This is a genomic window from Sphingomonas folli (assembly GCF_019429525.1).
Classification (GTDB): Bacteria; Pseudomonadota; Alphaproteobacteria; order Sphingomonadales; family Sphingomonadaceae; genus Sphingomonas; species Sphingomonas folii.
Genome location: NZ_JAHXZL010000005.1, coordinates 70,781 through 94,400, shown reverse-complemented (window position 1 = coordinate 94,400; position 23,620 = coordinate 70,781). Strand labels below are relative to the sequence as shown.

Here is a 23,620-nt window from a genome sequence, read left to right as displayed (position 1 = left end):
ACTTAGCCTCGCCGGGTCCAGCGGTTCTCCTCGACCGGCGTCAGAGCGACTCGCGCCCCGGCAATGCGCGATCGGGGAGCAGCAGGAAGCAGGCGCAGGCGAGCAGCAGCGCGATCGCGCCGCACGCCAGCGCGGGCGTGTAGGTGCTGGTGGCGTCGTGCAGCCGGCCGAAGCCGATGATCCCGATCGCGGTGCCGGACAGCGCCAGCGGCATCGCGGTGCCGTAGATCTCGGCGTAGGCACGCAGCCCGAACAGTCGCGCCGCGAAGAAGGGGAGCAGGTCGTTCTCCGCACCGTTCATCAGCCCGGCGAGGAACACCAGGAGCAGCAGCGTCGCCTGGCCCTGCGGCGCCAGCGCCAGCAGCCCGAACGCCACCGCCGAGATCAGCGCGAACCCCGCCGCGACGGGCTGTGGCCGCAGCCGGTCGACCAGCACGCCGACCAGCAGCCGCCCCGCGATCGCGCTCGCGGCGAAGGCGGTGAGCAGCAGCGCCGCCTGTCCCGCGCTCTGGCCGAACTCGATCCCGATCGGCACCAGCTGGGTCACCAGGCCGGTGGTGGCGGCGTTGATCAGCAGCGCCGAGGTGACCAGGATCCAGAAGCGCCGGTCACGCCGCGCGTCGCGCGCGGACACGCCGCTCGCCTCGGCCGACGGAGCGCGCGGCGCGACGATCGCGCGTGGCGCGCGGCGGATCGCGAGCAGGATCAGCGGCAGCGCCAGGACGGTGCTGCCCGCCGCCAGCGCGACGAAGCCGTAGCGCCAGCCGTAGCGCCCGATCACCCAGCCGAGCGCCGGCGCGGCGACGATCGTGGCGAGCGCCAGCCCCGAGGTGCCGAGCGCCAGCGCGAGCCCGCGGCGTCGCTCGAACGCCGCCGCGATCAGCTTGCCATAGGCGAGGCTGCTGGTGCCCGGGATGGTGAGCACCAGCATCAGCACGCCGAGCTGGTAGCGCCAGATCGCGCCGCCGATCGAGGCGAGCCACAGATAGGCGACGCCGAGCAGCAGCATCGAGCCGGTGATCACCGGCCGCACCCCGAAGCGGTCGGCCGCGCGCCCGATCAGCGGCGCCGCGAGCGCGCCGAGCAGCGCCAGCCCGGCGGCGGTGGCGATCTCGCCGCGCGACCAGCCGAAGCTGCGCTCCAGCCCCGGCGTGAACAGGCTCGACAGGTTCTGATACAGTCCAGGACCCAGCCCGGCGCCGAGCATCGCCGCCGAGACCAGCGGCCACCCCCGGCGCCACTCGCCCGCGCCCGACGGGGCGCGCTCGGTCGCGGCGGCGGAGGCGGTGTCGGTCAGCGGCGTGGTCCTGCGTGCGGCGCGCGCGGCGCCGGATGGTCAACGCGGCCTGCGCGCTTTTGTTGTGCGACGCAACGCCGCTGCGATGCGCCGATCGCGCCGGCGGATCACAGCGCCAGTCGCGTCGCCTCGCCCGCGGCGGCGAACAGCTCGGGCTCAGTCCCGGTCATCCACACCTGGCCGAGCGGGGCGAGCCGCTCGAACAGCGCGGCGCGGCGCGCGGGATCGAGGTGGGCGGCGATCTCGTCGAGCAGCAGCAGCGGCGCGCGCCCGGTGGCGCGCGCGACCAGCTCCGCGTGCGCGAGGACGATGCCGAGCAGCAGCGCCTTCTGCTCGCCGGTCGAGGCGCTCGCCGCCGGTCGCGCCTTGTCGACGTGGGTGACGAGCAGGTCGGCGCGATGCGGCCCCGCCAGCGCGCGCCCCGCCGCGGCATCGCGCGCGCGCCCGTCGCGCAGCGCGGCGGCGAGCGTCTCGGCGTCACCGACCCAGCCGGCCAAGGCCAGCGCGGCGCGGGGCACCGCTCCCGCCGGCTGCGCCGCCAGCGCCTCGCCCAGCGCGGCGACGGTGCGGCGGCGCGCGGCGTCGAGCGCGGCGCCGTGCTGCGCCATCTGCGCCTCCAGCGCGGCGAGCCACTCGCGGTCGGGCGTCGGCTCGGCGAGCAGGCGGTTGCGGTCGCGCATCGCGGCCTCGTAGCGCGTGCCGTGGCGCGCGTGCTCGGGCGCGAGCGCCAATGTCAGCCGGTCGAGGAAGCGGCGGCGCTCGCCCGCCGCCTCGGTGAACAGCCGGTCCATCGCCGGGGTGAGCCACAGCACCGCCACCCGCTCGGCCAGCGCGCCCGCGCCCGCGGCGGCGCCGTTGACCCGCACCACCCGCCGCTCGGGCGCGGTCGCCAGCGCGCCGGTGGCGAGCTCGACACCGTCGTCCAGCGTCGCGGCGACGCCGAAGCCGCCCGGCCCATCGGCGCGCGCGATCTCGGACAGCGGCGCGCGGCGCAAGCCGCGGCCTGGCGCGAGCAGCGACACCGCCTCGAGCACGTTGGTCTTGCCCGCGCCGTTCGGGCCGGTGAGAATGACGAAGCCCGGCGCGGGAGCGAGACGCAGCGCGGCGTGGTTGCGGACATCGGTGAGGACCAGGCGCGCGAGCATCACCCGCGGCTGTAGGCGGTGTGACCTGGAGCGGCAACGCGCGTCAGGGTACCGTGGCAGGCGGGGCGTGCGCAAGCCGGAGCGACCAGCCTGGGTCACCATCAAGGCGCGGCGACTTGCCTCATTCGCGGTGCCGGGCGATGGCGCGGGGCATGTCCGATCGTCCCGCCTCCACCCGCACCGGCCTGCTGCTCGGAGTCGGCGCCTTCGTGTGCTGGGGGTTGCTGCCGCTCTACCTGCACCTGCTCGACGCGGTGCCGGCGCTGCAGGTGCTGGCCTATCGCGTGATCTTCTCGCTGCTGCTGCTCGTCGCGATCGTCGCCGCGCTGGGGCGCGGGCGCGCGATCCTGGCACAGGCGCGCGGGCGGACGCTGGCGCTGCTCACCGCGACCGCGCTGCTGATCGCAATGAACTGGTTCGTCTACATCTGGTCGGTGCAGAACGGCCACGTGCTCGAGGCGAGCCTCGGCTATTTCATCAACCCACTGCTCAACGTGCTGCTCGGCGTGGCAGTGCTGCGCGAGCGGATCACCCGCGTACAGGCCGGCGCGGTCGCGCTCGCGGGCGTCGGCGTGGTGCTGCTCGCGCTCGACGGCGCCGGGGCGCTGTGGATCTCGCTGGCGCTGGCGGTGAGCTTCGGCCTCTACGGGCTGATCCGCAAGGTGGTGGCGATCGACGCGCTCGGCGGTCTGCTGATCGAGACCGCGCTGCTGTTCCTGCCGGCGGCCGCGATCGTCGCCTGGGCGCACGCGCACGGCGACGGCGCGTTCGGGCAGGACCGGCGCCTCGACCTGCTGCTGGTGCTCGCCGGCGGGGTGACCGCGGCGCCGCTGCTGATGTTCGCCGCGGCGGCGCGACGGCTGCGCTACACCACGCTGGGCCTGCTGCAATATATCGGGCCGACGCTGCAGTTCCTCGAGGCGGTGCTGATCTTCGGCGAGCCGCTGCGCCCGGCGCAGCTGCTGAGCTTCGCGCTGATCTGGCTCGCCTGCGCGCTGTACGCGGTGGCGGGCTGGCGCGCGGCGCCGGCGGTCGAGAGAGACTGAGCGCGACGACCCCAATCTCTATCGTGCTCCCGCGCAGGCAGGAGCCCAGGGCGGCTCAGAGGGAGCGGCGCGCCGCGGCGACCTGCCGCCCTCACGCCGCCGCGCCGCGCGCGCCGCCGAACGAGTCGATCGCGGCGCCCACCTCGCGGCGCGCGCGGCGATAGGCGTGCGGCTCGCCGATGCCGAGCCGCGCGCGCGCCGCGGCGAGCGGCTCGTCGAGCAGCGCGCGGGGGTCCTCCGCCACCAGCCAGGCGGCGGCCCGACCGTGGCGATAGCCCTCCCACACCGCGCGCGCGAACAAGGTGCTGCGAGTCACGGCCAGGCTCTTGAGCGCGGCGGCGACCGCGATCAGCGCCCAGCCCAGCCCGCCGACCTGCGCGAAGCTGAACGCCACCAGCGCCGCCTCGCCGAGCGGGTCGTCGGTCCGATAGCCGGTGAGCACGTGCCACAGATCGTGCAGGTCGCGGATGCGGCGGCCCATCCAGCCGTAGGGATGTTCGGCGCCCCAGGCATCGGCGTGGTCGGCCTCGCTGACCGCGACCAGCCCGTCCGCGGTATAGCCGGTGGCGGCGAGGAAGTCGCGATAGGCGGCGCCCACCGTGCCCGGCGCGTGGCGCGCCACCGCCTCCGGGTCGGCGAGCAGCGCGACGAGCTCGGCGCGCTCATAGGCGATCCGGCCGCCGGCCGCGGAAGCGATCAGGCGCGCGTAATTGGCGGGCGCGTTGCCGGTGTTAAGCGCGCGCATGATGCGGAACACCTGCCGCGTGTCGTCGGGGTCGCGCATCAGCCGCCGCACCGCGTCGAGCGCGCCGCGCCAGTCGCGCCGCCCGCTGGTGCCGGGGTAGGGAGGCAGGCGGGTCATGGGAGAGGCTCCTTACTGACAGATGTGTCAATAAAGGAAGCGGTGGGCCGCGGTCAAGTCCCGGGGCCGGGCGGGCTCGGCGTGTCGTCCGCGTCGCCGCGTCGGCCGAGCAGCGCGGTCGTCGCGATGTCCATCGTCACGTTGCCGACGGTGCGGATGATGTCGGGGATCGTCTCCACCGCCACCAGCAGCCCCAGCGGCGCGATCGGCGCCCCGATCGTGCCCGCGATCGGCGCGATGGCGCTGACGTAGCTCACCGTGCCCGGCAGGCTGACCGAGCCGAGCGAGGTGAGCGTCGCCACCACCACGCCGATCGCCAGTGTCGCCGGCGACAGCGTGACGCCGAACCAGGTCGCGACGTAGATCGCCACCGCCAGGTTCATCGCCGGTCCGGTGGCGCGGAAGATCGCCACCGCCAGTGGCAGCGTCACGCCGGCGACCCGGACCTCGACTCCGAGGTCGCGCGCGCCCTCGATCATCGCGGGCATCGAGGCGAGCGAGCTCTGCGTGCTGATCGCCACCGCCTGCGCGGGCAGCGTCGCGCGCGCGAACCCGCCGAGCGGCACGCCCGCGCCCAGCCGCGCGATTGGATAGGCGAGCAGCATGACCGCCACGCCAGAGGCGCTGACGATCAGGATATAGTGGATCAGTGCGCCGAACGCCCCGGCGCCCGCGCGCGCGCCCACCACCAGCGCCAGCGCCAGCACGCCCGCCGGCGCGATCCACAGCACCCAGTCGATCACCACCAGCATCGCGTCGCGCAGCGCGGTGAACAGCCGCACCAGCAGGTCGCGCTGCTCGCGCTCGATCCGCGCGATCGCGAAGGCGAGGACGAGCGTGAAGATGATCAGCGACAGGAACGCGTCGCTCGCCGCGGCCTGAACCACGTTGGTGGGCACGATGCCGGCGAGGAACTCGCCGAGCGGCGGTACCGCGGGCACCGCGCTCGCCCCCGACAGCGCGCGACGCAGCGCGGCGGCCGAGGCGGCGGGCAAGGGCGCGAGCACGAGCAGCAGCGGGGTCAGCAGCGCCGCGATCGTCGCCGAGGCGGCGAGCAGCGCGACGTAGAGCGCGATCGCGCGCGCCGCCAGCCGCCCCGCACGCGCCGCCTCCGCGGTCGCGGCGACGCCGGTGATCAGCAGCGACACCACCAGCGGCACGATCGTCATCTGCAGCGCGTGGAGCCAGGCGGTGCCGAGCGGCTCGGCCACCGCCACGACGTTGGGCACCGCGGCGGGCGCGACGCGCGCCAGCGCGACGCCGGCGGCGAGGCCGGCGATCAGGGCAAGGAGGATACGGGTGGCCTGCGACATCGGCGCGCTCTTCGCCCTTCGTTCGTGATCGTTTATGGGAGCCGACCAGCGGAGCGAAGGTAAGAGGCGATGGCAAGAAAATATTTCGGTACCGACGGTATTCGCGGGCTCACCAACACCGGGGCGATGACCGCGGAGATGGCGATGAAGGTGGGCATGGCCGCGGGCCGCCACTTCCTGCGCGGTTCGCACCGCCACCGCGTGGTGATCGGCAAGGACACCCGCCTGTCGGGCTATATGCTCGAGAGCGCGCTTCAGGCCGGCTTCACCAGCGTCGGCATGGACGTCACGCTGGTCGGGCCGATGCCGACCCCCGCGGTGGCGATGCTGACCAAGTCGATGCGCGCGGACATGGGCGTGATGATCTCCGCCAGCCACAATCCCTTCGCCGACAACGGCATCAAATTGTTCGGGCCGGACGGGTACAAGCTCTCCGACGAGGACGAGGAGGCGATCGAGGCGGCGATCGACGGCGAGGTCGCGCTGGCGTCGGCGGGCGAGATCGGTCGCGCGAAGCGGATCGACGACGCGCGCGGCCGCTATATCCACTTCGCGAAATCGACCTTCCCGAGCGACCTGCGGCTCGACGGGCTCAAGGTGGTGGTCGACTGCGCCAACGGCGCCGCCTACCAGGTCGCGCCCGAGGCGCTGTGGGAGCTCGGCGCCGATCTCGTCCAGATCGGGGTCAGCCCCAACGGCCTCAACATCAACGACCGTATCGGCTCGACCCATCCCGAGGCGCTGTCGGCCGCGGTGGTGGAGCATGGCGCCGCGATCGGCATCGCGCTCGACGGCGACGCCGACCGGCTGATCGTGGTCGACGAGCGCGGCCGCGTGATCGACGGCGACCAGCTGATGGCGACGATCGCGGCGGGCTGGGCGCGCGCCGGGCGGCTCGCCGGCGGCGGGCTGGTCGCGACCGTCATGTCCAACCTCGGGCTGGAGCGGCACCTCTCGGCGCAGGGGCTCGGGCTGATCCGCACCAAGGTGGGCGACCGCTACGTGCTCGAGGCGATGCGGCGGCGCGGCTACAATGTCGGCGGCGAGCAGTCGGGCCACATCATCCTGTCGGACTATGCCACCACCGGCGACGGCCTGGTCGCCGCGCTGCAGGTGCTCGCCGAGCTGTGCCGCGCCGGCGCGCCCGCGAGCGAGGTGCTGCACCGCTTCGAGCCGCTGCCGCAGTTGCTCAAGAACGTGCGCTTCGCCGGCGGAAAGCCGCTCGAGCACGAGGGGGTGAAGGCGGTGATCGCCGCGGCCGAGGCCGAGCTGGCGGGCACGGGCCGGCTGGTGATCCGCCCCTCGGGCACCGAGCCGGTGATCCGCGTGATGGCCGAGGGCGACGACCCGCAGCAGGTCGAGCGCGTGGTCGACCGCATCTGCGAGGCGGTGCGCGCCGCGGCCTGAGCGCGTGGGGGCAGTGTCCTCCTCCCGCGCCGCGCGCATGGCTACATCGTGCGATCCGACTCGCTCGAGCCACCGGCGTGCTGCTGCGCGGGCAGGGGCGCAGTGCCACGAGCGTCGTCTTCCACGGCGCTGGGCTCCGGCGTGCGCCGGAGCACGATCCGGCGGGGGCGATCGAACGTCAGGGGCGATCGAACGACCAGGGGCGGCGACCGATCATGTCTGGGCGGTCGGTATCGCCATGGTGGGGAAGGCCGTGACCCGCAGCTTGGGCGCGGCATAGGGCATCAGCGTGACCGGGCGCGCCGCTCCCGAGACGGTCGGGCTCTCGGGCGGCGGCGCGGCGGCGCCGTCCACGATCGCCCAGCCACTGACCGGATAGGCGGTCGTGGTCAGCACCACCGCCGGGCTACGCCGCGAGAAGGGGACCGGGCCGACTGCGCGCTCGACCCGCTCGATCGCGGCGCCGGGCGCGACCGCGACCGCCCAGTCGCTCGCGGGCCGCACCTCATAGTCGGCGGTGAGCCCGCGCGGGCGCAGCGTGGACCAGCGCTCCTCGACCGGCAGCGCGAAGACCAAGGCGCCGTCCTCGAAGCTGGTCCAGCCCTCCGCCGAGCGCACCGCGCGCGGCAGGCTGGCGAAGGCGAGCTCGACCCGATCGCCGCGCCGCCAGGTGCGGTCGAGCCGGACGAAGCCCTGCGCCGCTTTGGCCGGCTGCTCCTGCCCGTTCACCGTGACGGTGGCGCGCTCCGCCCAGCCGGGCACGCGCAGCCGCAGCGGGAAAGCGACCGGCCGCTCGGGCTCGAGCGTGATCGCGACGGTGTGGCGGAACGGATAGTCGGTCTCCTGCCGAAGGGCGACCGGCACGTCGCCCACGCGGGTCTCGACGGTGCAGGGCGCGTAGAGCGTCGCGGCCAGTCCGCCGTCGGCCGAGGCCATCCACAGGTGCGTCGTCAGCTTCGGCCAGCCCTGGTGGAAGTTGGCGGTGCAGCAGCCGAAATGCGGCTCCAGCCCGAACATGTTCGATTCTGGCCCATTGGTGGTCCAGGGGCCGGGGCCGTGGACGCACCGCACCTGGTTGGGCTGCTGGTCGTACTGGTGCGCCCACATGTCGTCGGTGAAGGTGGCGGGCAGCGCGTTATAGGCGAGCCGCTCGATCCGGTCGGCCAGCGCGGGGTCGCCGGTGATCGCCAGCGCCTGCTCGAGCGAGTACATCGCCTCGACGATCGCGCACAACTCGACGCCCTGGCTCGGGCTGCGCCCGGCGAGGTGCTCGTCGGCCGAGTAGATGCCGATCGGCAGCCCGTGATAGCGGTCGAGCGCGCCGAGCTGGCGCCGGATCGCGGCGCGGTCCGCGGCGTCGCCCGACACCACCGACCAGACCGGCGAGGCCTTCAGCGCCTGCGCGTTGTTGACGCCGTGGACCGACAGCGCCGGGTCCCTGAGCCCCTCCGGCACCTCCCCGGGCACGTCGGGCCGGTCGAGCCCGATCGCTCGCTTGCTGGTCTTGGTGCGATAGGGATAATCCGCGAACAGCCCCTGCCAGTCGTAGCCCTGGCGCTTGAGCAGCGCGGCGAGCTCGAGCAGCCCGGCGTCGCCGGTGCGATTGTACAGCCAGACCACCGAGACGACCTGGTCCTGCCAGCGGAACTTGCCCCAGTCCTTCAGCGGGCGCGCGGGCAACGCCTTCAACTGGTGCGCGAAATAGGCGCTCATCAGCCGAAGCACGCGCGGGTCGCCGGTCAGCTCGTGATATTGGGTGAGCGCCTTGAGCATCACCATCCGCGGCCACCAATCGTCGTTGCTGGCGGGGCCGAACATGCCGTCGGGGCGCTGGCTCGCCAGCGTCCACTCGACGAAGCGCTGCGCCTTGGCCTTGAGCGCGGCGTCGTCGAGCTGCCACGCCAGCGGCAGCAGCCCGTCGAGGAAATAGGGACCGCGCTCCCAGCTCTCGCCGGTGCCGCCGAGCCAACCACTGTTGGCGCCGACGTCGGGCCAGGTCTCGTCGAGCCGCCCGCCCATGCCGCGCGCCTGGATCTCGAGCTGGCGGCGCAGCCAGCCCGCCGGCCGGATCGCGCCGGTCGGCAGCGGCTGGAACGGCTGCGGCGCGAGCGGCGCGCGGTTGTGCGTCAGCGGCGCGGCGGCGGGTGCGGCGCGCGGCGCGGCATGGAGTGGGGCGAGCGGCGCCATGCCGGCGAGCGCCGCGCTGGCAGTGGTGGCGCGGAGCAGCGCGCGGCGGCTGATCGGATGGGGCATGTCTGTCCTCCTCGCTGTCCGGCTCACTTGGCGGCGCGCGCGGCCCATTTGCGCCACAGCGCCGGGTCGTCGAGCATCTTGATGTACACGCCGCCGACCACCGCGCGCGCCTGGAAGCCGACCTGCGCGCCGTCGGTCGTCTCGTACCAGTCGCTCAGCGGCACGCGCGTGGGCGTCTCCTGCATGTAGCGGTGGAGCGGCTCGACCAGCGCCGCGAAGGTGGCGCGATCGTCGGCCAGCGTGGCGCTCCACGTGATCCAGTCGAGCTTGGTGTACGTCTTGCGGCTGTCGAGCGGCAGGCCGTACTTGCCCTGGTGGCGCTGGTAGAAGGCCAGCTCGCTGTGCCGGAGCGAGGCGGGGAACAGCCCGCGGCCCAGCACCTTGTCCCACACCAGATTGTATTTCTGGCTCCACGTGCCGGGCTGGTCGAAGGCCAGCCTGGTGTGGTCGCCGTCCTGCGCCATCACCTGCCAGCGCGCCGCCATCTGCTTGGCGGTGGTGCGATAGCGCGCCGCGTCCTGCTTCTTGCCGAGCAGCCGCGCCAGCTCGGCATAGGCGTCGAGCGCGCTGATCGCCTTGATCGACAGGTTGGTGTTGTGCGCGAGATGCCCGGCGAAGTCGTCGGTGCTGAGCTGGTTCTCGGGGTCGAGCCCCTTGTCGCGCAGGAACTCGGCCCAGCGCGTCAGCAGCGGCCAGTAGCGGGCGGCGAAGTCGGCGTTGCCCTGCACCTTGGCGAGCGCGGCGATCATCAGCAGCATGTTGCCGCTCTCCTCGACCGGCATCTGGTCGTCCTCGCTCCGCTCGCCGCCGCCATAGACCTGCCCGTTGGCCTGGGGATAGGTGCCGATGTCGTGCGGGGCGAAGGGGAAGCGCCAGCGCGTCATGCTCGCGTAATCCAGGATCGGGCGCAGCTGCGCCTCCAGCAGGCGCGGGTTGAGCAGCAGGTAGAAGGGCGAGGTGGGATAGGTGATGTCCACCGTCGCGATGCAGCCGTTGCTGAAATTCTCCTTGGAGAAGTACAGCGGCGTCCCATCGACGTCGGCGACCAGTTTGTGCGCGGCGAGCGTCTGGCGATAGGCCAGCACGGCCAGCTCGGCATAGGCGCGCCCGCCGGCCCGCTCGAGGTCGGCGGTGAGCTCGCGGTCGAAGGCGGCGGCGCGCTCGCGCAGCATCGGCTCGTCGCGCTCGGCCGCCTGCAGCAGCTGCGCCATCGTCATGCCGTCGCGGCGCCAATAGGCGGGCAGGCGGCGCTTGAAATATTCGATCGAGTCGATGTCGTCATAGGCGAGCATCGCGCGCCGCGTCACCGCCTCGGCGCCGACGCTGCCGAGATCGAAGCGCGCCCCCAGCAGCGGGCGGTTCTGGTGCGCCAGTCGCGGCATCGCGAGATCGTCGGACACCGGTGCGGTGCCGTCGCGGAAGGCGGCGCGCTCGCCCTCGCCGATCGTCGCGGTGGTGGTGCCGGGCTGCTCCGGCACCGCGAGCTGCGCCCAGCCCCAGTCGATCCGGACATTGTCGCCGACCTTCTGGAGCACCTGCTGCGACGTCGTGCCGACGCGCAGCACGCTCATGTCGCCGACGCGGCTGCTGCCCCACACCACCTGCTGCTGGTCGTCGTTGACCGCGAGCTGCGCGCTGGCGTCGACATAGACCTGTACCGCGTGCGCGCGCCCGTCGGTCGAGCGCACCGTCCAGCTGAGATAGGTGACGGGGCGCGAGACGAGGTCGAGGTCGTCGGGCAGCGCGGGCGAGAGGAAGGTGGCGGTGAGCCGCACCCCGCCGCCCTCGAAGTCGTAGCTGGTGCGCGTCGGCGTGAGCTCGCGCGACAGCTGCGTCATCGTGTCGCCGCGCCCGCCGCCCATGAAGCGCAGCGCCTTGCCGTCGACGCGGACCCAGCCGCTGATCTGCTGCTCGCTGCCGGTCCAGTGGCGCGTGGGCGCGTCGTTGAGCTTGTCCGTGAGACTCCACAGGCTGAAATACGGGTCGTGCGCGACCAGCGGGGTGGCGGGCGTGCGCGTGGTGACCGGTGCCTGCGCGTGGAGCGGCGCGGTGAGCGGCAGCGCGACGAGGCAGGCGAGCGTGAGCGCGCGGGCGGCGAGACGGGTGGCGGGCATCCTGGCTCCTGCGTGGGGGTGGTCGGACGACATCAGAAGCGGAAGCGCGCGCCGAGCGAGAAGGTCCGCGCCTCGTAGCGGATATCGCGCGGGTAGCTCTGCGTGTCGGAGAAATTGCGGACGTTCTGGAACGGCACGCCGGTCAGGTTGGTGGCGTCGAAGGTGATCGTCAGGAACTCGACCGGGGTGACCGCGGCGGAGAAGTCCAGGCGCGCGGTCGCGCGCGTATACTCGCCCGCCACCGCCGACTCGCTCTCGGTGTTGTTGTAGAAGTTCACCCAGTCGGTGCGGTAGTTGTACGCCAGTCGCGCCGAGACGGGCCCCTTCTCGTAGAGCAGGTTGGCGTTGTACGTCCATTTCGAGGTGTTGGGGACTCGCACCAGCCGGCCCTGCTCGCCGAGCACGGTCGGCAGCGCCTGCTTGCCGTCGAGATAGGTGGCGTTGAGCTGGGTGCCGAGGCCGCTCAGCACACTTGGCAGGAAGTCGAAGAAGCTGGTGAAGGCCAGCTCGACGCCCTGGATGCGCCCCTCGCCGGCGTTCTCGGGCCGGGTGACGCGGATGTTGCCGAAGCCGGGGACCTGCTGGAACACCGTATAGTTGCTGATGAAGCCCTTGAGGTCGCGGCGGAACACCGCGCCGGTCAGCGATCCGGTGCGGCTGAAATACCATTCCAGCGAGGCGTCGTAGTTCTTCGACTGGATCGGCTCGAGATCGATGTTGCCGCTGCTGCCGTTGTAGTCGCCGAGGTTCACCGAATCGCGCTGGAGCACGAAGGCGGGGTTGCTCTGGCCGAAGGTGGGGCGCGTGCGGGTCTCGGTGGCGGAGGCGCGGAACTGGAGCTGGTCGGTGAGGCGCGCGCGCAGGCTCACATTGGGCAGCACGTCGACGTAATTCTTGCGGTCGTCGGTGATGCGGACATCGCCGTCGACCGAGCCCAGGCCGACCGTCTCGATCGTGGTGTTGACGACGCGTGCGCCGACCACGCCGTCGAGGGGGATGCCGCCGAGCTCGAAGCCATAATGGAGCTGGCCGTAGAAGGCGTAGGACTTCTCGTCCGCGGCGAACTGGGTGGTGTACGGCGGCAGCGCCGGGTCCCACAGCTCGGGCTGCTGGTCGGCGTTGCCGAGGTTGCTGATCCGCAGCCGGTCCTGCGCGAAGGCGCGGAGCGCCTCGATATTGTCGAACACGTCCTGGCCGCTGGGGGCGTACCATTGCCGCGTCGGCTGCGCGTCGCTGCCGCGAAAGCCTTCCTTGACCAGCCCGCCCATGCCGATCGGCGCCGCGGTGAGCGGTACGCGCTGCGCGCGGATGTTGGCGTAGCGGGTGCCGTCGGCGAAGGTGCTCTTGCGCGTGGTGTAGCGCGTGCCGAACTGGAGCTTGTCGATCCCGTCGAGGTCGAAGTCCAGCTCCAGGTCGTTGCGCCACTGCCAGCCCGATCCGCGCCCCTCGCGACGCCGGTCGAAGATGCCGCGGATGACGTAATTGTCCGGGTTCGTCAGATCGAAGCCGGGCAGCGAGAACTCGACCCCGCCGTAATCCCGGTCGATGTCGAACGCGATGTCGGCCGTCGCCGGGTCGCGCGCGGCGAAATCGAAGCCGTAGTCGGTGAAATAGTTGCGCGTGTCGGTATAGGCGAGGTCGGTGCTGAACTTGGCGTGCTCGCCCTTGATGCTGCCGCCGCCCGCGAACTGATAGGTGTTCGTGGTGCTGTGCGGCACGCCGCGGAACAGGTCGGTGCCGATCGATCCCTCGCCGCCCGAGCGGGTGAGGCTCGTCACCTTGCCGGGGTCGTCCGCGTCGAGCACCACGTTGCTGAAGGTGGGGTTGCCGTTGCGCAGCCGGATCGCCAGCTCGCTGTTCTCCTCGCGACTGCGATAGCCCTGGTACAGGCCCTCGAGGTACAGCTCGATATTGTCCGCCGGGCGCCATTGCAGCGAGCTGTTGACCGACGGCCGCCAGCGCTTGCCGTTATTGTAGAAGATGCCGACCGATTCCGGGATCTTGAAGTCGCGGCCGACGCCCGGCGTGGTGATCACCTGCCCCTCGACCGGGGTGTCGACGTCGCCGCTGTCCCAGCGCGCCGAGGTGAGATAGTTGGTCTGGGTGTAGGAGACGTTGATCAGCGCGCCGAACTCGCCGATCGGCGTGTCGAAACGGTCGGTGACCAGCAGGCTGCCCTGCGGATCGACCTTGCGCGCCTGGTCGCCGTAGATGCCGCGGATCGAGCCCGCGATCTCGAAGCCGTCGAAGTCGAACGGCCGGCGCGAGCGCACGTTGACCAGCCCGGCGATGCCGCCCTCGACCAGGTCGGCGGTGGTCGCCTTGTAGACCTCGAGCCCGGCGAGCGAGGCGGCGGGGAAGTCCTGGAACGCCACCTGGCGCCCCTCCGCGGTGTAGAGCTCGCGGCCGTTGAAGGTGGTGGTCACGTCGGGCAGGCCGCGCACCGAGACGCCGTTGGCCTCGTCCTGCGAGCGCGACACCTGCACGCCGGTGATCCGCGCCAGCGCCTCGGCGGCGTTGTTATCGGGCAGCTTGCCGATGTCCTCGGCGACGACCGCGTCGAGGATCTGGTCGGCGTCGCGCTTGAGCGCCTGCGCGCCCTGGACGCTGCGGCGCAGCCCAGTGACGACGATGTCCTCCTCGCCGACACTGGGCGAGGCACTCGCCGCGGCGGCGGGCGCGCCGGCATCGCCCGAGGGTATCACGCCGGCGTCGCTCGGCGTTCCTGCCTGATCCTGCGCCGTCGCGGTCGCCGTGCAGCACAGCGCGCACGCGACCGCGAGCACGGACGCGGAGTCCCTGATTGTCATATTTACCCTCTCCCGTGGCCGTTTTTCCAACGGCTTAGGGGCTTGGGTATAACGCTCCGATGATAAAAGAAAGCATATAATCAGATTATTCTGGAAGCGTTCTCATGGACTTGACCGCTCAGTCCGCTGCATGCCGAGCGCTGCCGACGATCGGCCCGGGGGGACGCGTCGAGGTCACGCCCTCGTGCGCCTCAGTCCTTGCCCTCGACGTAGCTGCCCTTGTCGCCCTGGATGCGGTGAACGACGTTGCGCCCCTTCGACGCCGCGGTCGCCACCGTGCGCGCCGACGCCGAGGCGGTGTGGAGCACGCGCGTGCGACCGTGCACCAGGAGGTTGTAGCCGACGAACCACATGCCCGCCGAGACCAGCAGCGCCGCGCCGAAGAACACGCGCTTGCGACGCCGCTGTCGGCCGCCGTGGGTCAGCGCGCGCGCGTCGCACCAGGCGCAGCGGTGGACCGTCGTGCCCGGTCGCAGGGTCGGGTGGCTCTGCCAGCGGTGCAGGCCCAGGGTACACAGGATACTCATGGGAGAGAGACTTATGCCCCACGGCCCGGGCTCGGCAACGCCGCGCCGCGCGGCGTCGCCCCATAACGCTACGCCCCGCCGGCGCGCGCGGTGGCGAGATGATGGAGCACGATCCCGGAGGTGGTCGCCACGTTGAGCGAGTCGAAGCCCGCGGCCATCGCGATCCGCAGCGTGCGCGCCCGCGCCATCAGCGTCGGTGCCAGGCCCGGGCCCTCCGCGCCGAGCAGCACCGCGCTGCGCGGCGCGGGGCGCCAGTCCAGCAGCGGCGCCGTGCCCGCCGGGCTGAGCGCGACCGCCTCGATGCCGTGGCGCGCGAGCAGCGCCAGCGCGTCCTCGCCGCGGCCGAGCCGCGCGAACGGCACCGTCAGCGCGGCGCCGACCGAGACGCGGATCGCCTTGCGGTAGAGCGGGTCGCAGCAGTCGGCGTCGAGCAGCACCGCGCCCACGCCGAAGGCCGCGGCGTTGCGGAAGATCCCCCCGATATTGTCATGGTTGGCGATGCCGCACAGCAGCAGCACGTCGCGCGGCGGCGGCGGCGTGCCGCCGAGCAGCGCGTCGGCCGAGGGTTCGCTGCCGCGCCGCCCGATCGCGAGCACGCCGCGGTGGAGCGGGAAGCCCGCCACCGCGTCGAGTACGCCCGGCGCTGCGAGATAGACCGGCGTGTCCGCGGGCAGCCGTGCCAGCAGCGGCGCGAGCGCGTCGGCGCGCTTGTCGGCGATCAGCAGCGAGTCGGCGCGGTGAGTCGCGCTCTCGACCAGCTTCTCCAGCACGACCGTGCCCTCGGCGACGAACAGGCCGCGGCGCCCGACCAGGTCGCGCTCGCGGATGTCGCGATAGGGCTCGACGCGCGGGTCGGCGGGGTCGACGATCGGGATCAACTGGGGCACGGCGGTGCCCGTATAGCATCGGGCGCGCCGTGCCACCCTCGGCCCGCGCCATGGCGGAGCGACGGCGGATGAGTGACGATCACGCGCGCGGCCAGCGCGACGGGCTGCGGCTCGCGCTCGCGATCCTCGCGGCGGAGGAGCAGAAATGGGGGGCGCTGCTGGGCGAGAGCCGCTCGGGGCGGACCAACCAGGTGCGCGCGGTGCGGCACAAGACGCTGCAGGTGGCGCAGCGCCGCGTCCAGACTGCGCTCAACCGGCTGACGCCGCGCCAGGGCGAGACGATCGACGCCGAACTCGCCGCGGCGCTCGACACGATCGGTCTGTGAGGGAGGCCGCGCGTAGGCGGTCCGAGCATCGGCCGAGCGCGCGCTCGTCGCCGTGCCGCGATGGCCTTTCGCTAGAGGCTGATCTGTCTGATGTGAACCAGCGGGGTGCTCCTGCGGACGCAGGCGCACGGCTCAGCTCGAGGAGCGATGGATCAACCACCCAGCGCCTTCCCGACCGTGTTCCACGCCCCGCGTCGCGGCGGCTCCCGCCGTCGAGGGGAGCGCGGCGCGGTGGATCCGGGGTGACGTCGAAATGACGACTGTAGCGGCGCGACGCGTGCCGCCTCATCGCGCGCGTTTCGCCCTCACTCGGTCACCGCCGCCGCTCAGCGGCGGCGCGTGCCGCGCCCGCGTGTCATCGGGTCGGGCCGGGGCGGCGGCGTCCAGCCCGGCGGCGGCGACACGCGCTGCTGGCTCGTGCCCAGTCCCATCGCGCCGGGGCGCTGGCGCTCGATCCCGCTGAGGTCGGCGGCGGCCGCCGCGTCCGCGCTCGCGCCGCCGCGCAGCAGCGCGATGCGGTCGCGCAATCGGCGCGCCTCCTCGAAGTCGAGCGCGGTGGCGGCGGCCTCCATCGCGGCGTGCAGCTCGGCGATCGTCTCGCTCATACAGCCCTCATAGTCCCATCCGGGTCAGTCGCGCGTCGGCGAGGTCGAGCTCGCGGCCGAGCTGCTCCGCCAGCGTCAGCCCGATCTCGCGGCGGCGCCCCAGCTCGAACAGCGCCTGGCGCTCGGCGCGCACCGCGGCGAGGCGGAGCTCGCGCTCGATCTCATTGTCGTGCGAGCGCTCGTCGCGCGCGCCGCTGTCCTCGTCGAGATAGGCGATGCGATCGCGATACTGCGCCATCAGCCGCGCCGCCACGTCGGTGTAGCGGTCGGCGTCGCCGCGGTCCTGCGCCATGGCGTGCTGGGCCCGCTCGATCTCGGCGATCGCGGCCTCGGCGGTGACGACGCGCGCGCGGTCGCGCTCGCCGGCGGCGCCCTCCTCGGCGGGGAAGGTCAGCCCGCGCAGCAGCAGCGGCAGGCCGCCCGCGGCGATCGCGAGCGAGGCCAGGATCACCCCCGAGGCGAGCAGGATGACGAGGTCGCGCGCGGGGAAATCGGCGCCGCCCGGCAGCGCGAGCGGCAGCGTCAGCGCGCCCGCCAGCGTGATCGCGCCGCGCGCCCCCGCCACCGACATGGCCGCGATCACGCGCCGCGGCGGGCTGCCCGCCGCGCCGTCGCCGCGCTGCTTCGCGCGGTAGAGCGTGAGCTGCAGCGCCACCCACACCCAGCCGAAGCGCAGCGCGGCGAGCACCGCCACGATCGCGGCGACATAGCCGAGCAGCCACCAGCTGCTGTCGTGCCCCGCCCCGGCCACCGCGGCGCGTGCGCCAGCGAACAGCGCGGGCAGCTGCTCGCCCAGCAGCACGAAGATCACGCCGTTGAGCGTGAACTGCAGCATGTCCCACACCGCGCGGCGACGGATGCGGGTCGCCGCGCTGACGGTCACGCCGCTGCTGACGAAGGTCATCGCGATCCCCGCGGCGGCGGCGGCGAGCACGCCCGAGGCGTGGACATGCTCCGCGGCGAGATAGGCGCCGAACGGGATCAGCAGGCTGACGAGGATGTTCGAGCCCGCGTCGTCGCCGCCGGCGCGACGCGCCACCAGCGCCTTGCCGCTGATCGCGAGCCAGGTGACGCCGGCGCCGAGCGCGACCCCGGCGAGCGCCATCCAGGCGAAGGTGCCGAGCGCCTCGCCGAGCGAGAAGGTGCCGCTCAGCGCCGCGGCGATGGCGAAGCGCAGGCAGACCAGGCCCGAGGCGTCGTTGAGCAGCGACTCGCCCTCGAGGATGTGCATCATGCGCTTCGGGATCGTCACCTTCTGCGCGATCGCGCCGACCGCGATCGGGTCGGTGGGCGAGACCACCGCGGCGAGCGCGAAGGCGACCGCGAGCGGCATCGCCGGGATCAGCCAGTGGACGAAATAGCCGAGGCCCAGCACGGTGAGGAACACCAGCCCGAGCGCCAGCCCCAGCACCGCGCCGCGATCGCGCAGCAGCTCGTCCTTGGGGATCCGCCAGCCGTCGAGGAACAGCAGCGGCGGCACCAGCAGCAGGAAGAACAGCTCGGGATCGAGCTCGACGCGGATGCCGGCGAACGCGCCGATCAGCGCGCCGAGCGCGATCTGGACGAGGGGCCGGGGAAGGGCGGAGGGCAGAAGTCGCGAGACGGTGCCGCTGACGACGACCGCCAGCAGCAGGAACAGGCACAACGTGACGACTTCCAACTTCAGGGTCTCCCACCGATACGCTCTTCTAAGACGCGCGCGGCGGTGGGGTTCCGTCGGCGACGTAGAAGATCGATGCTCGCTGCCGGAGCACCCCTGCCGCGCGCGCGCCTCGCCGGCAGGATGGGACGGCCGGCTGAGCCACGAGCGGGGCCCGTTGCCCGGCGAGACGGGGTCCAGGCGGGGCGGCCACCGTGAGACTCACGTGTGCCTCTCACCTCGGCCCCAGCTCTCGCAGGGGGCAGGACAGGCGGCGGAGCGGCATCGGCGGCGTGAGGCACGTTCCGCCGCTCATTCCCTCACAGCCGCGGCAGCGTGACCCCGCGCTGGCCCATGTATTTCCCGGCGCGGTCGGCGTAGCTGATCTCGCACGGCTCGTTGCCCTGGAGGAACAGGAACTGGCACGCGCCCTCGTTGGCGTAGATCTTGGCGGGCAGCGGGGTGGTGTTCGAGAATTCGAGCGTGACGTGCCCCTCCCAGCCCGGCTCCAGCGGGGTGACGTTCACGATGATGCCGCAGCGCGCGTAGGTCGACTTGCCCAGGCAGATCACCAGCACGTCGCGCGGCACGCGGAAATATTCCACCGTGCGCGCCAGCGCGAAGCTGTTGGGCGGGATGATGCACACGTCGGTCTTGCGATCGACGAAGCTGTTCGAGGCGAAGTCCTTCGGGTCGACGATGGCGTTGTCGACGTTGGTGAAGATCTTGAACTCGTCGGCGACGCGCGCGTCATAGCCGTAGCTCGACAGGCCGTAGCTGATGCAGCCGTCGCGGCGCTGCGCCTCGACGAAGGGCTCGATCATGCCCTCGCCCTGCGCGCGCTCGCGGATCCAGCGGTCCGACAGGATCGACATACAGGCTCCCCCCAGTGAGGCGGACGCTTTCGGCGCTGCGGGGGTGGAGTGCAAGGGGGGCCGTCTGTCGTCAGCACATCCCCAACTCGAGCCGAACGGAAGGGGCCGAGCCGGACGGAGGCGAACGGCTCAAGGGCCGACGCCAGGCACCGTGCTCAGCCCCGCGGCAGCGTGATCGTCGCCACCAGCCCGCCGCCGTCCCGGGGACCGAGCACGATCGCGCCGCCCGCCTCCTCGACGATCGCGCGCGCCAGCGCGAGCCCCAGCCCGATCCCCCCGGTCTCGCGGTTGCGCGAGGTCTCCAGGCGGATGAAGGCGCCGAACACGTCGTCGAGCCGCTCGGCCGGGATGCCCGGGCCGCGGTCGGCGACGACGATCGCGGCGCTGGTCGGCTCGGCGCGCAGCGACACCTCGGCCGCACCGGCGTATTTGATCGCGTTCTCGATCAGGTTGCGCACCGCGCGGCGGATCAGCGACGGGCGCAGCCGCATCCGCAGCCGCGCGGCCTCCTCGAAGGCGACGTCGTCGCCGAGGTCGCGAAAATCCTCCACCACCGCGTCGACCAGCGCGGCGAGGTCGACCTCGGTCTCGGGCTCGCTCGGCCGCCCGAGCCGCGCCAGCGAGAGGATGTCCTCCAGCGTGCGGTTCATCTCCGCGATCGTGTCGGCCATGCGCGCGCGGTCCTGCTCGTCCTCCACCGACTCGATCCGCACGCGCAGGGCGGCCAGCGGGGTGCGCAGGTCGTGGCCGATCGCGCCGAGCATGCGGTCCTTCTCGTCGAGCATCGCGGTGACCCGCAGGCTGAGCGCGTTGAACGCGGCGATCACCGCGGCGACGTCGGGCGGTCCCTCCTCCTCGAGCGGGCGCGGCGGGGTGCGCGGCGAGTAGGCGCGCGCCGCGGCGGCGAGTTCTCGCAGCGGGCGCGAGATGCGCCGCGCCACCCACAGCACCGGCAGCAGCACCATGCCGTAGAGGATCAGCGTCTGCGCGAGCAGCCGCCAGAACAGCCGCGTGTCGCCGCGCGGCAGCCCGCCCGCCAGCACCAGCCAGCGCCCGCCGGGCTGCTGCGCGGCGACCACGATCGTCTCGGGCGGCGGCTCGGGGCCGTGGCGCGCCGCCATGCGCCGCTCGAACCGGCTGAGCGGCACCTGATAGGTGCCGGGCGGCGCGATCGCCACCTCCACCCGGCGCATCCGCACGCCGAACTCGTCGAGCTGCGCGCGCACCTCGCGCGCCATCTCGGGCTGTGGGTCCATCGCCGCGGTGATCGGGCTGCGCGCCGCGACTCGGACGCGGCCGCGGTCGGGGGCGATGCGGCGCCCGCTCGCCTCCTGGTCGATCGCGTCGGCGAGGCGGAAGGCGGCGGGGCGCGACGCCTGGGCGACGCGGAAGCTGCTCCGCTCGCGCAGCAGCAGCGCCAGGTTGATCGCCTGCGCCACGAACAGCGCCAGCGCGACCAGCAGCGCCATCTGCCCGGCGAGGCTGCGCGGCCAGGGCAGGCGCCGCCAGGTCACGCGGCGCTCACAGCCGCGTCACGTCGGTGGAGAGCGCGTAGCCGCCGCCCCACACCGTCTTGATGATCTCGGGCGCCTTGGGATCCGCCTCGATCTTGCGCCGCAGCCGGCTCACCTGATTGTCGATCGCGCGGTCGAACGCCGCCGCCTCGCGCCCCTGAGTCAGGTCGAGCAGCTGGTCGCGAGTCAGCACCTGTCGCGGGCGCTGCACCAGCGCGAGCAGCAGGTTGTACTCGCCCGTCGACAGCGGCACCGACACGCCCTCGCGGTCGACCAGCGCGCGCTCGCCGGTCTTGAGCAGCCAGCCGGCGAAGGCATAGGCGCCGCTCTCGGGGGCGTGCTGGCGAACCGCGCCGCCCGCGGCGCGACGCAGCACCACCTTGATCCGTGCCGCCAGCTCGCGCGGCGAGAAGGGCTTCACGACGTAATCGTCCGCGCCCATCTCGAGCCCGACGATGCGGTCGGTCTCCTCGCTCTTGGCGGTGAGCAGGATCACCGGCGTCTCGCCGGTGGCGCGGATGTGGCGGCACAGCGACAGGCCGTCCTCGCCCGGCATCATGATGTCGAGCACGACCAGATCGATCGCATAGGCGGCCATGCGCGTGCGCGCGCTCTCCGCGTCGCCCGCCTGGGTGACGCGGAAGCCCTGCTTGGTCAGGTAGACGGCGAGCGGCTCGCGGATCGAGCGCTCGTCGTCGACCAGCAGCAGGTGGGGGGTGTCGGCCATGTCGTCGGGGCCTGCCATAGCTCGTGCCTCGATGGGAAGGGCCGGGCGTCAGTCGCGCCCGGGGGCGGCGCCGTCGCCTTCGCCCCCGCGCGCGTCGTCGCGCTGGTCGCCGCGCCGGCCGGGGCCGCGCAGGTCGCCGTCGGGGCCGATCCGGCGCGCGCGCATCATCAGCCGCATCGCCTCGCGCTCCTGCTGGTCGACCCGGCCGTCGTGGTTGGCATCGGCGCGGTCGAACATCCGCAGCGCGCGCTCGCGGAACTGCGCGCGCGTGATCTCGCGCGGCTCGCGGCGGTGACGGCGCTCGCCGCGGTCGCCGCGGTCGCGCTCGGCGCCCGGGGGCGGCGGCGGGGGCACGTCGCCGCCGGGCGGGGGAGGCGGCGGCGGACCGTCCTCGCCCGGCGGCGGCGCCATGTCGCCGCGCGGCGGATGCGGTGGGCGGAAGGCGCGGCGCTCGTCGCGGTCGATCTTGCCGTCGCCGTCGGCGTCCATCGCGGCGAAGCGGCGGTCGGCCTCGGCGGCGGCCTCCTCGCGCGTCACCACGCCGTCGCGGTCGGCGTCGGCGGCGCCGAGCGGGTCACGCGGCCGCATCGCACCGGGGGCCGGCGCGTCGCCGCGCGCGGCGGGCGGGTCCTGCGCGAGCAGCGGCGCGGCGCCGGTGAGCGCGACGGCGCCGAGCGCCGCGGCGGAGAGCAAGGTCTTCATCGGATATACCCCTCGACACGATCGACGGGGCTCGGGCCCCGTCCGTGTCGTCCTGCTAGGCCGCGGCTGTCGCGCGGGGATGTCGAAGTGCCGGAATATTGTCGCGATTTGTATCAGCCGAAGACCGCGACCGACTGCACCTGCTCGGCCACGGCGCGGCCGTCGGCGGCCCAGATCGCCATGCGCTGCGACGAGGCACCGTCGCGCGCGTGATCGGTGGTGGAGCGCAGCAGCCACCAGCCGTCGCGCGTCGCGGGGGCGGGGTCGAGCAGGTTGAGCTGCCACGTCATCGAGCTCACCGGCGCGCCGAGGCCGAGCAGCCGCAGCGCGGCGGGCGGCAGGCAGTCGCCGATCGCCATCAGCTCGACCTCGGGGTGGAGCCCGTCGCGCTCGGCCAGCCGCGCCCAGCGCAGCCACGCCGCGGGATCGTCCTGGCCGGGCGGGTCGACGAACTCGAAGTGGCGCGTGAACGCCACCTGCGGGTGGCCGCCGCGGAGCACGCGGTCGTCTGGGCCGGGGGGTGCCGTCGCCGGTGCCGAGCCGCGCTCGTGCGTCAGCGCCTGCGAGAGCGCGCGCATGAAGACGAAGGTGCAACGCACGCCCAGCCCGGCCTCGCCGCTCACCTCGGCGGCGACGAAGGCGGCGTTGCGCCCGCGTCGCAGCAGCGCGGCGGAGACGGTCACCGCGCCGGCGATCGGGCCGACGAACGCCACCTGCGCCGAGCGCAGCGGCGGCAGCTCGGGCTCGAGGGCGCGCGCCGCGTGCAGCGCCATCGCCGCGGAGAGGCCACCGAAGGCGGTGCGACCCTGCTGCCAGTCCGGGGGAACCGTGCCGTGCCAGCGCGCCGCCGCGCCGTCGCGGGTGAGCGCGGCGAGCAGCGCCGCGAGCGGGGTGGCGGGGATCGGGTCGGTCATCGCCCCAGGCTAGCCGCGGATCCGCGCGGATCAATGCCGTGCGCCATCGCGGGGCGACAAGAACTGGCCGCCCGGCCCGTCGCCGCGACCGCGCGCGCTATGAAGGAGGCTGCGACGACGAGGAGATGACATGAGGCGCACGCTGCTGGTGATCGACGTCCAGAACGCCTATTTCGCGCGCGGCGCGCTGCCGCTGTGGCGCGCCGAGGCGGTGGAGGAGCGGATCGTCGCCGCGATCGTCGCGGCGCAGGCCGCGGGCGATCAGGTGGTGCTGGTGCGCCACGTCGCCGCGGGCGGTCCCTTCGCCGAGGACGAGCCGGGCAGCGTGATCCGCCCCGCGATCATGGCGGTGGCGGAGGGCGCCGCGGTGATCACCAAGAACTTCCCCGACTCGTTCCAGGAGACCGACCTGGGCGCGCACCTGCTCGACACCGGCGAGCTCTTCGTCTGCGGCATGATGACGCAGAATTGCGTGACCTATACCGCGCTCGCGCCCGAGGCGACGATGCTCGAGCGCCGCGTGATCGGGGACCTGTGCACCGCGCCGACCGACTTCGTCCATCAGGTGGCGCTCGCCGCGCTCGGCTCGAAGATGCCGGTGGTCACCGCCGCGGAAGTGTGGCCGACGCGAGAGGGGGGATGAGGACCGCGACGACC

At 73.2% G+C, this 23,620-nt stretch carries 20 protein-coding genes; 4 read left to right on the top strand and 16 right to left on the bottom strand.

Annotated elements, in window-relative coordinates; translation table 11 throughout:
- Nucleotides 1-40: 40 nt before the first annotated feature.
- Both KZ813_RS09180 and recF read right to left on the bottom strand, forming a co-directional pair.
- Nucleotides 41-1,207 carry an MFS transporter gene (locus KZ813_RS09180; protein ID WP_219754685.1) on the bottom strand — a complete coding sequence of 389 codons (1,167 nt, stop codon included), beginning with the start codon at nt 1,205-1,207 and terminating at the stop codon, nt 41-43.
- Nucleotides 1,208-1,404: 197 nt separating this feature from the next.
- The gene (gene recF, locus KZ813_RS09175) at nt 1,405-2,442 is read right to left on the bottom strand and encodes a DNA replication/repair protein RecF (protein ID WP_219754684.1); all 1,038 of its coding nucleotides are present in this window, start codon (nt 2,440-2,442) and stop codon (nt 1,405-1,407) included.
- Nucleotides 2,443-2,594: 152 nt separating this feature from the next.
- Between recF and rarD the strand changes: the two genes are divergently transcribed.
- Nucleotides 2,595-3,488, top strand: a complete 894-nt coding sequence (gene rarD, locus KZ813_RS09170) for an EamA family transporter RarD (protein WP_219754683.1) — start codon at nt 2,595-2,597, stop codon at nt 3,486-3,488.
- 91 nt (nt 3,489-3,579) lie between these two features.
- Here rarD and KZ813_RS09165 read toward each other — a convergent pair whose 3' ends face one another.
- Nucleotides 3,580-4,350, bottom strand: coding sequence for a Coq4 family protein (locus KZ813_RS09165; protein WP_219754682.1), 771 nt, complete (start codon nt 4,348-4,350; stop codon nt 3,580-3,582).
- Between the two features lie 53 nt (nt 4,351-4,403).
- Entirely contained in the window at nt 4,404-5,663 is a 1,260-nt protein-coding gene (locus tag KZ813_RS09160; RefSeq protein ID WP_219754681.1) for a dicarboxylate/amino acid:cation symporter, read from the bottom strand.
- 69 nt (nt 5,664-5,732) lie between these two features.
- Here KZ813_RS09160 and glmM point away from each other — a divergent pair, with 69 nt between their 5' ends.
- Nucleotides 5,733-7,070, top strand: a complete 1,338-nt coding sequence (gene glmM, locus KZ813_RS09155; RefSeq protein ID WP_219754680.1) for a phosphoglucosamine mutase — start codon at nt 5,733-5,735, stop codon at nt 7,068-7,070.
- A 213-nt stretch (nt 7,071-7,283) separates the two neighbouring features.
- Here glmM and KZ813_RS09150 read toward each other — a convergent pair whose 3' ends face one another.
- The 5 genes from KZ813_RS09150 to KZ813_RS09130 all read right to left on the bottom strand — a co-directional run bounded on the left by KZ813_RS09150 (nt 7,284) and on the right by KZ813_RS09130 (nt 15,661).
- Entirely contained in the window at nt 7,284-9,323 is a 2,040-nt protein-coding gene (locus tag KZ813_RS09150; RefSeq protein ID WP_219754679.1) for a beta-L-arabinofuranosidase domain-containing protein, read from the bottom strand.
- Between the two features lie 23 nt (nt 9,324-9,346).
- Nucleotides 9,347-11,437 carry a glutaminase family protein gene (locus KZ813_RS09145; protein WP_219754678.1) on the bottom strand — a complete coding sequence of 697 codons (2,091 nt, stop codon included), beginning with the start codon at nt 11,435-11,437 and terminating at the stop codon, nt 9,347-9,349.
- A gap of 32 nt (nt 11,438-11,469) precedes the next feature.
- Entirely contained in the window at nt 11,470-14,223 is a 2,754-nt protein-coding gene (locus tag KZ813_RS09140) for a TonB-dependent receptor (protein WP_219754677.1), read from the bottom strand.
- A 215-nt stretch (nt 14,224-14,438) separates the two neighbouring features.
- Entirely contained in the window at nt 14,439-14,774 is a 336-nt protein-coding gene (locus KZ813_RS09135; protein WP_219754676.1) for a hypothetical protein, read from the bottom strand.
- A gap of 68 nt (nt 14,775-14,842) precedes the next feature.
- Nucleotides 14,843-15,661, bottom strand: coding sequence for a TrmH family RNA methyltransferase (locus tag KZ813_RS09130; RefSeq protein ID WP_219754675.1), 819 nt, complete (start codon nt 15,659-15,661; stop codon nt 14,843-14,845).
- Nucleotides 15,662-15,729: 68 nt separating this feature from the next.
- Here KZ813_RS09130 and KZ813_RS09125 point away from each other — a divergent pair, with 68 nt between their 5' ends.
- Nucleotides 15,730-15,987, top strand: coding sequence for a hypothetical protein (locus KZ813_RS09125; RefSeq protein WP_219754674.1), 258 nt, complete (start codon nt 15,730-15,732; stop codon nt 15,985-15,987).
- A gap of 326 nt (nt 15,988-16,313) precedes the next feature.
- Here KZ813_RS09125 and KZ813_RS09120 read toward each other — a convergent pair whose 3' ends face one another.
- The 7 genes from KZ813_RS09120 to KZ813_RS09090 form a co-directional block, all read right to left on the bottom strand.
- Entirely contained in the window at nt 16,314-16,592 is a 279-nt protein-coding gene (locus KZ813_RS09120; RefSeq protein WP_219754673.1) for a UvrB/UvrC motif-containing protein, read from the bottom strand.
- Nucleotides 16,593-16,599: 7 nt separating this feature from the next.
- Nucleotides 16,600-18,252: a Na+/H+ antiporter gene (locus KZ813_RS09115; RefSeq protein WP_219754672.1), complete on the bottom strand. Its 1,653-nt coding sequence runs from the start codon at nt 18,250-18,252 to the stop codon at nt 16,600-16,602.
- Between the two features lie 299 nt (nt 18,253-18,551).
- Nucleotides 18,552-19,106 (bottom strand): dCTP deaminase, encoded by a 555-nt coding sequence (gene dcd / locus KZ813_RS09110; protein ID WP_183920730.1) that lies wholly within the window; start codon nt 19,104-19,106, stop codon nt 18,552-18,554.
- A 155-nt stretch (nt 19,107-19,261) separates the two neighbouring features.
- Nucleotides 19,262-20,575 (bottom strand): sensor histidine kinase, encoded by a 1,314-nt coding sequence (locus KZ813_RS09105; RefSeq protein WP_219754857.1) that lies wholly within the window; start codon nt 20,573-20,575, stop codon nt 19,262-19,264.
- A 52-nt stretch (nt 20,576-20,627) separates the two neighbouring features.
- Nucleotides 20,628-21,347: a response regulator gene (locus tag KZ813_RS09100; RefSeq protein ID WP_219754671.1), complete on the bottom strand. Its 720-nt coding sequence runs from the start codon at nt 21,345-21,347 to the stop codon at nt 20,628-20,630.
- A 48-nt stretch (nt 21,348-21,395) separates the two neighbouring features.
- A complete protein-coding gene (locus KZ813_RS09095) occupies nt 21,396-22,049 on the bottom strand; it encodes a hypothetical protein (RefSeq protein ID WP_219754670.1) in 654 nt (217 codons plus the stop codon).
- Nucleotides 22,050-22,162: 113 nt separating this feature from the next.
- Nucleotides 22,163-22,963, bottom strand: coding sequence for a thioesterase family protein (locus tag KZ813_RS09090; protein WP_219754669.1), 801 nt, complete (start codon nt 22,961-22,963; stop codon nt 22,163-22,165).
- A 130-nt stretch (nt 22,964-23,093) separates the two neighbouring features.
- Here KZ813_RS09090 and KZ813_RS09085 point away from each other — a divergent pair, with 130 nt between their 5' ends.
- Nucleotides 23,094-23,606, top strand: a complete 513-nt coding sequence (locus KZ813_RS09085) for a cysteine hydrolase family protein (protein WP_219754668.1) — start codon at nt 23,094-23,096, stop codon at nt 23,604-23,606.
- Nucleotides 23,607-23,620 lie beyond the last annotated feature (14 nt).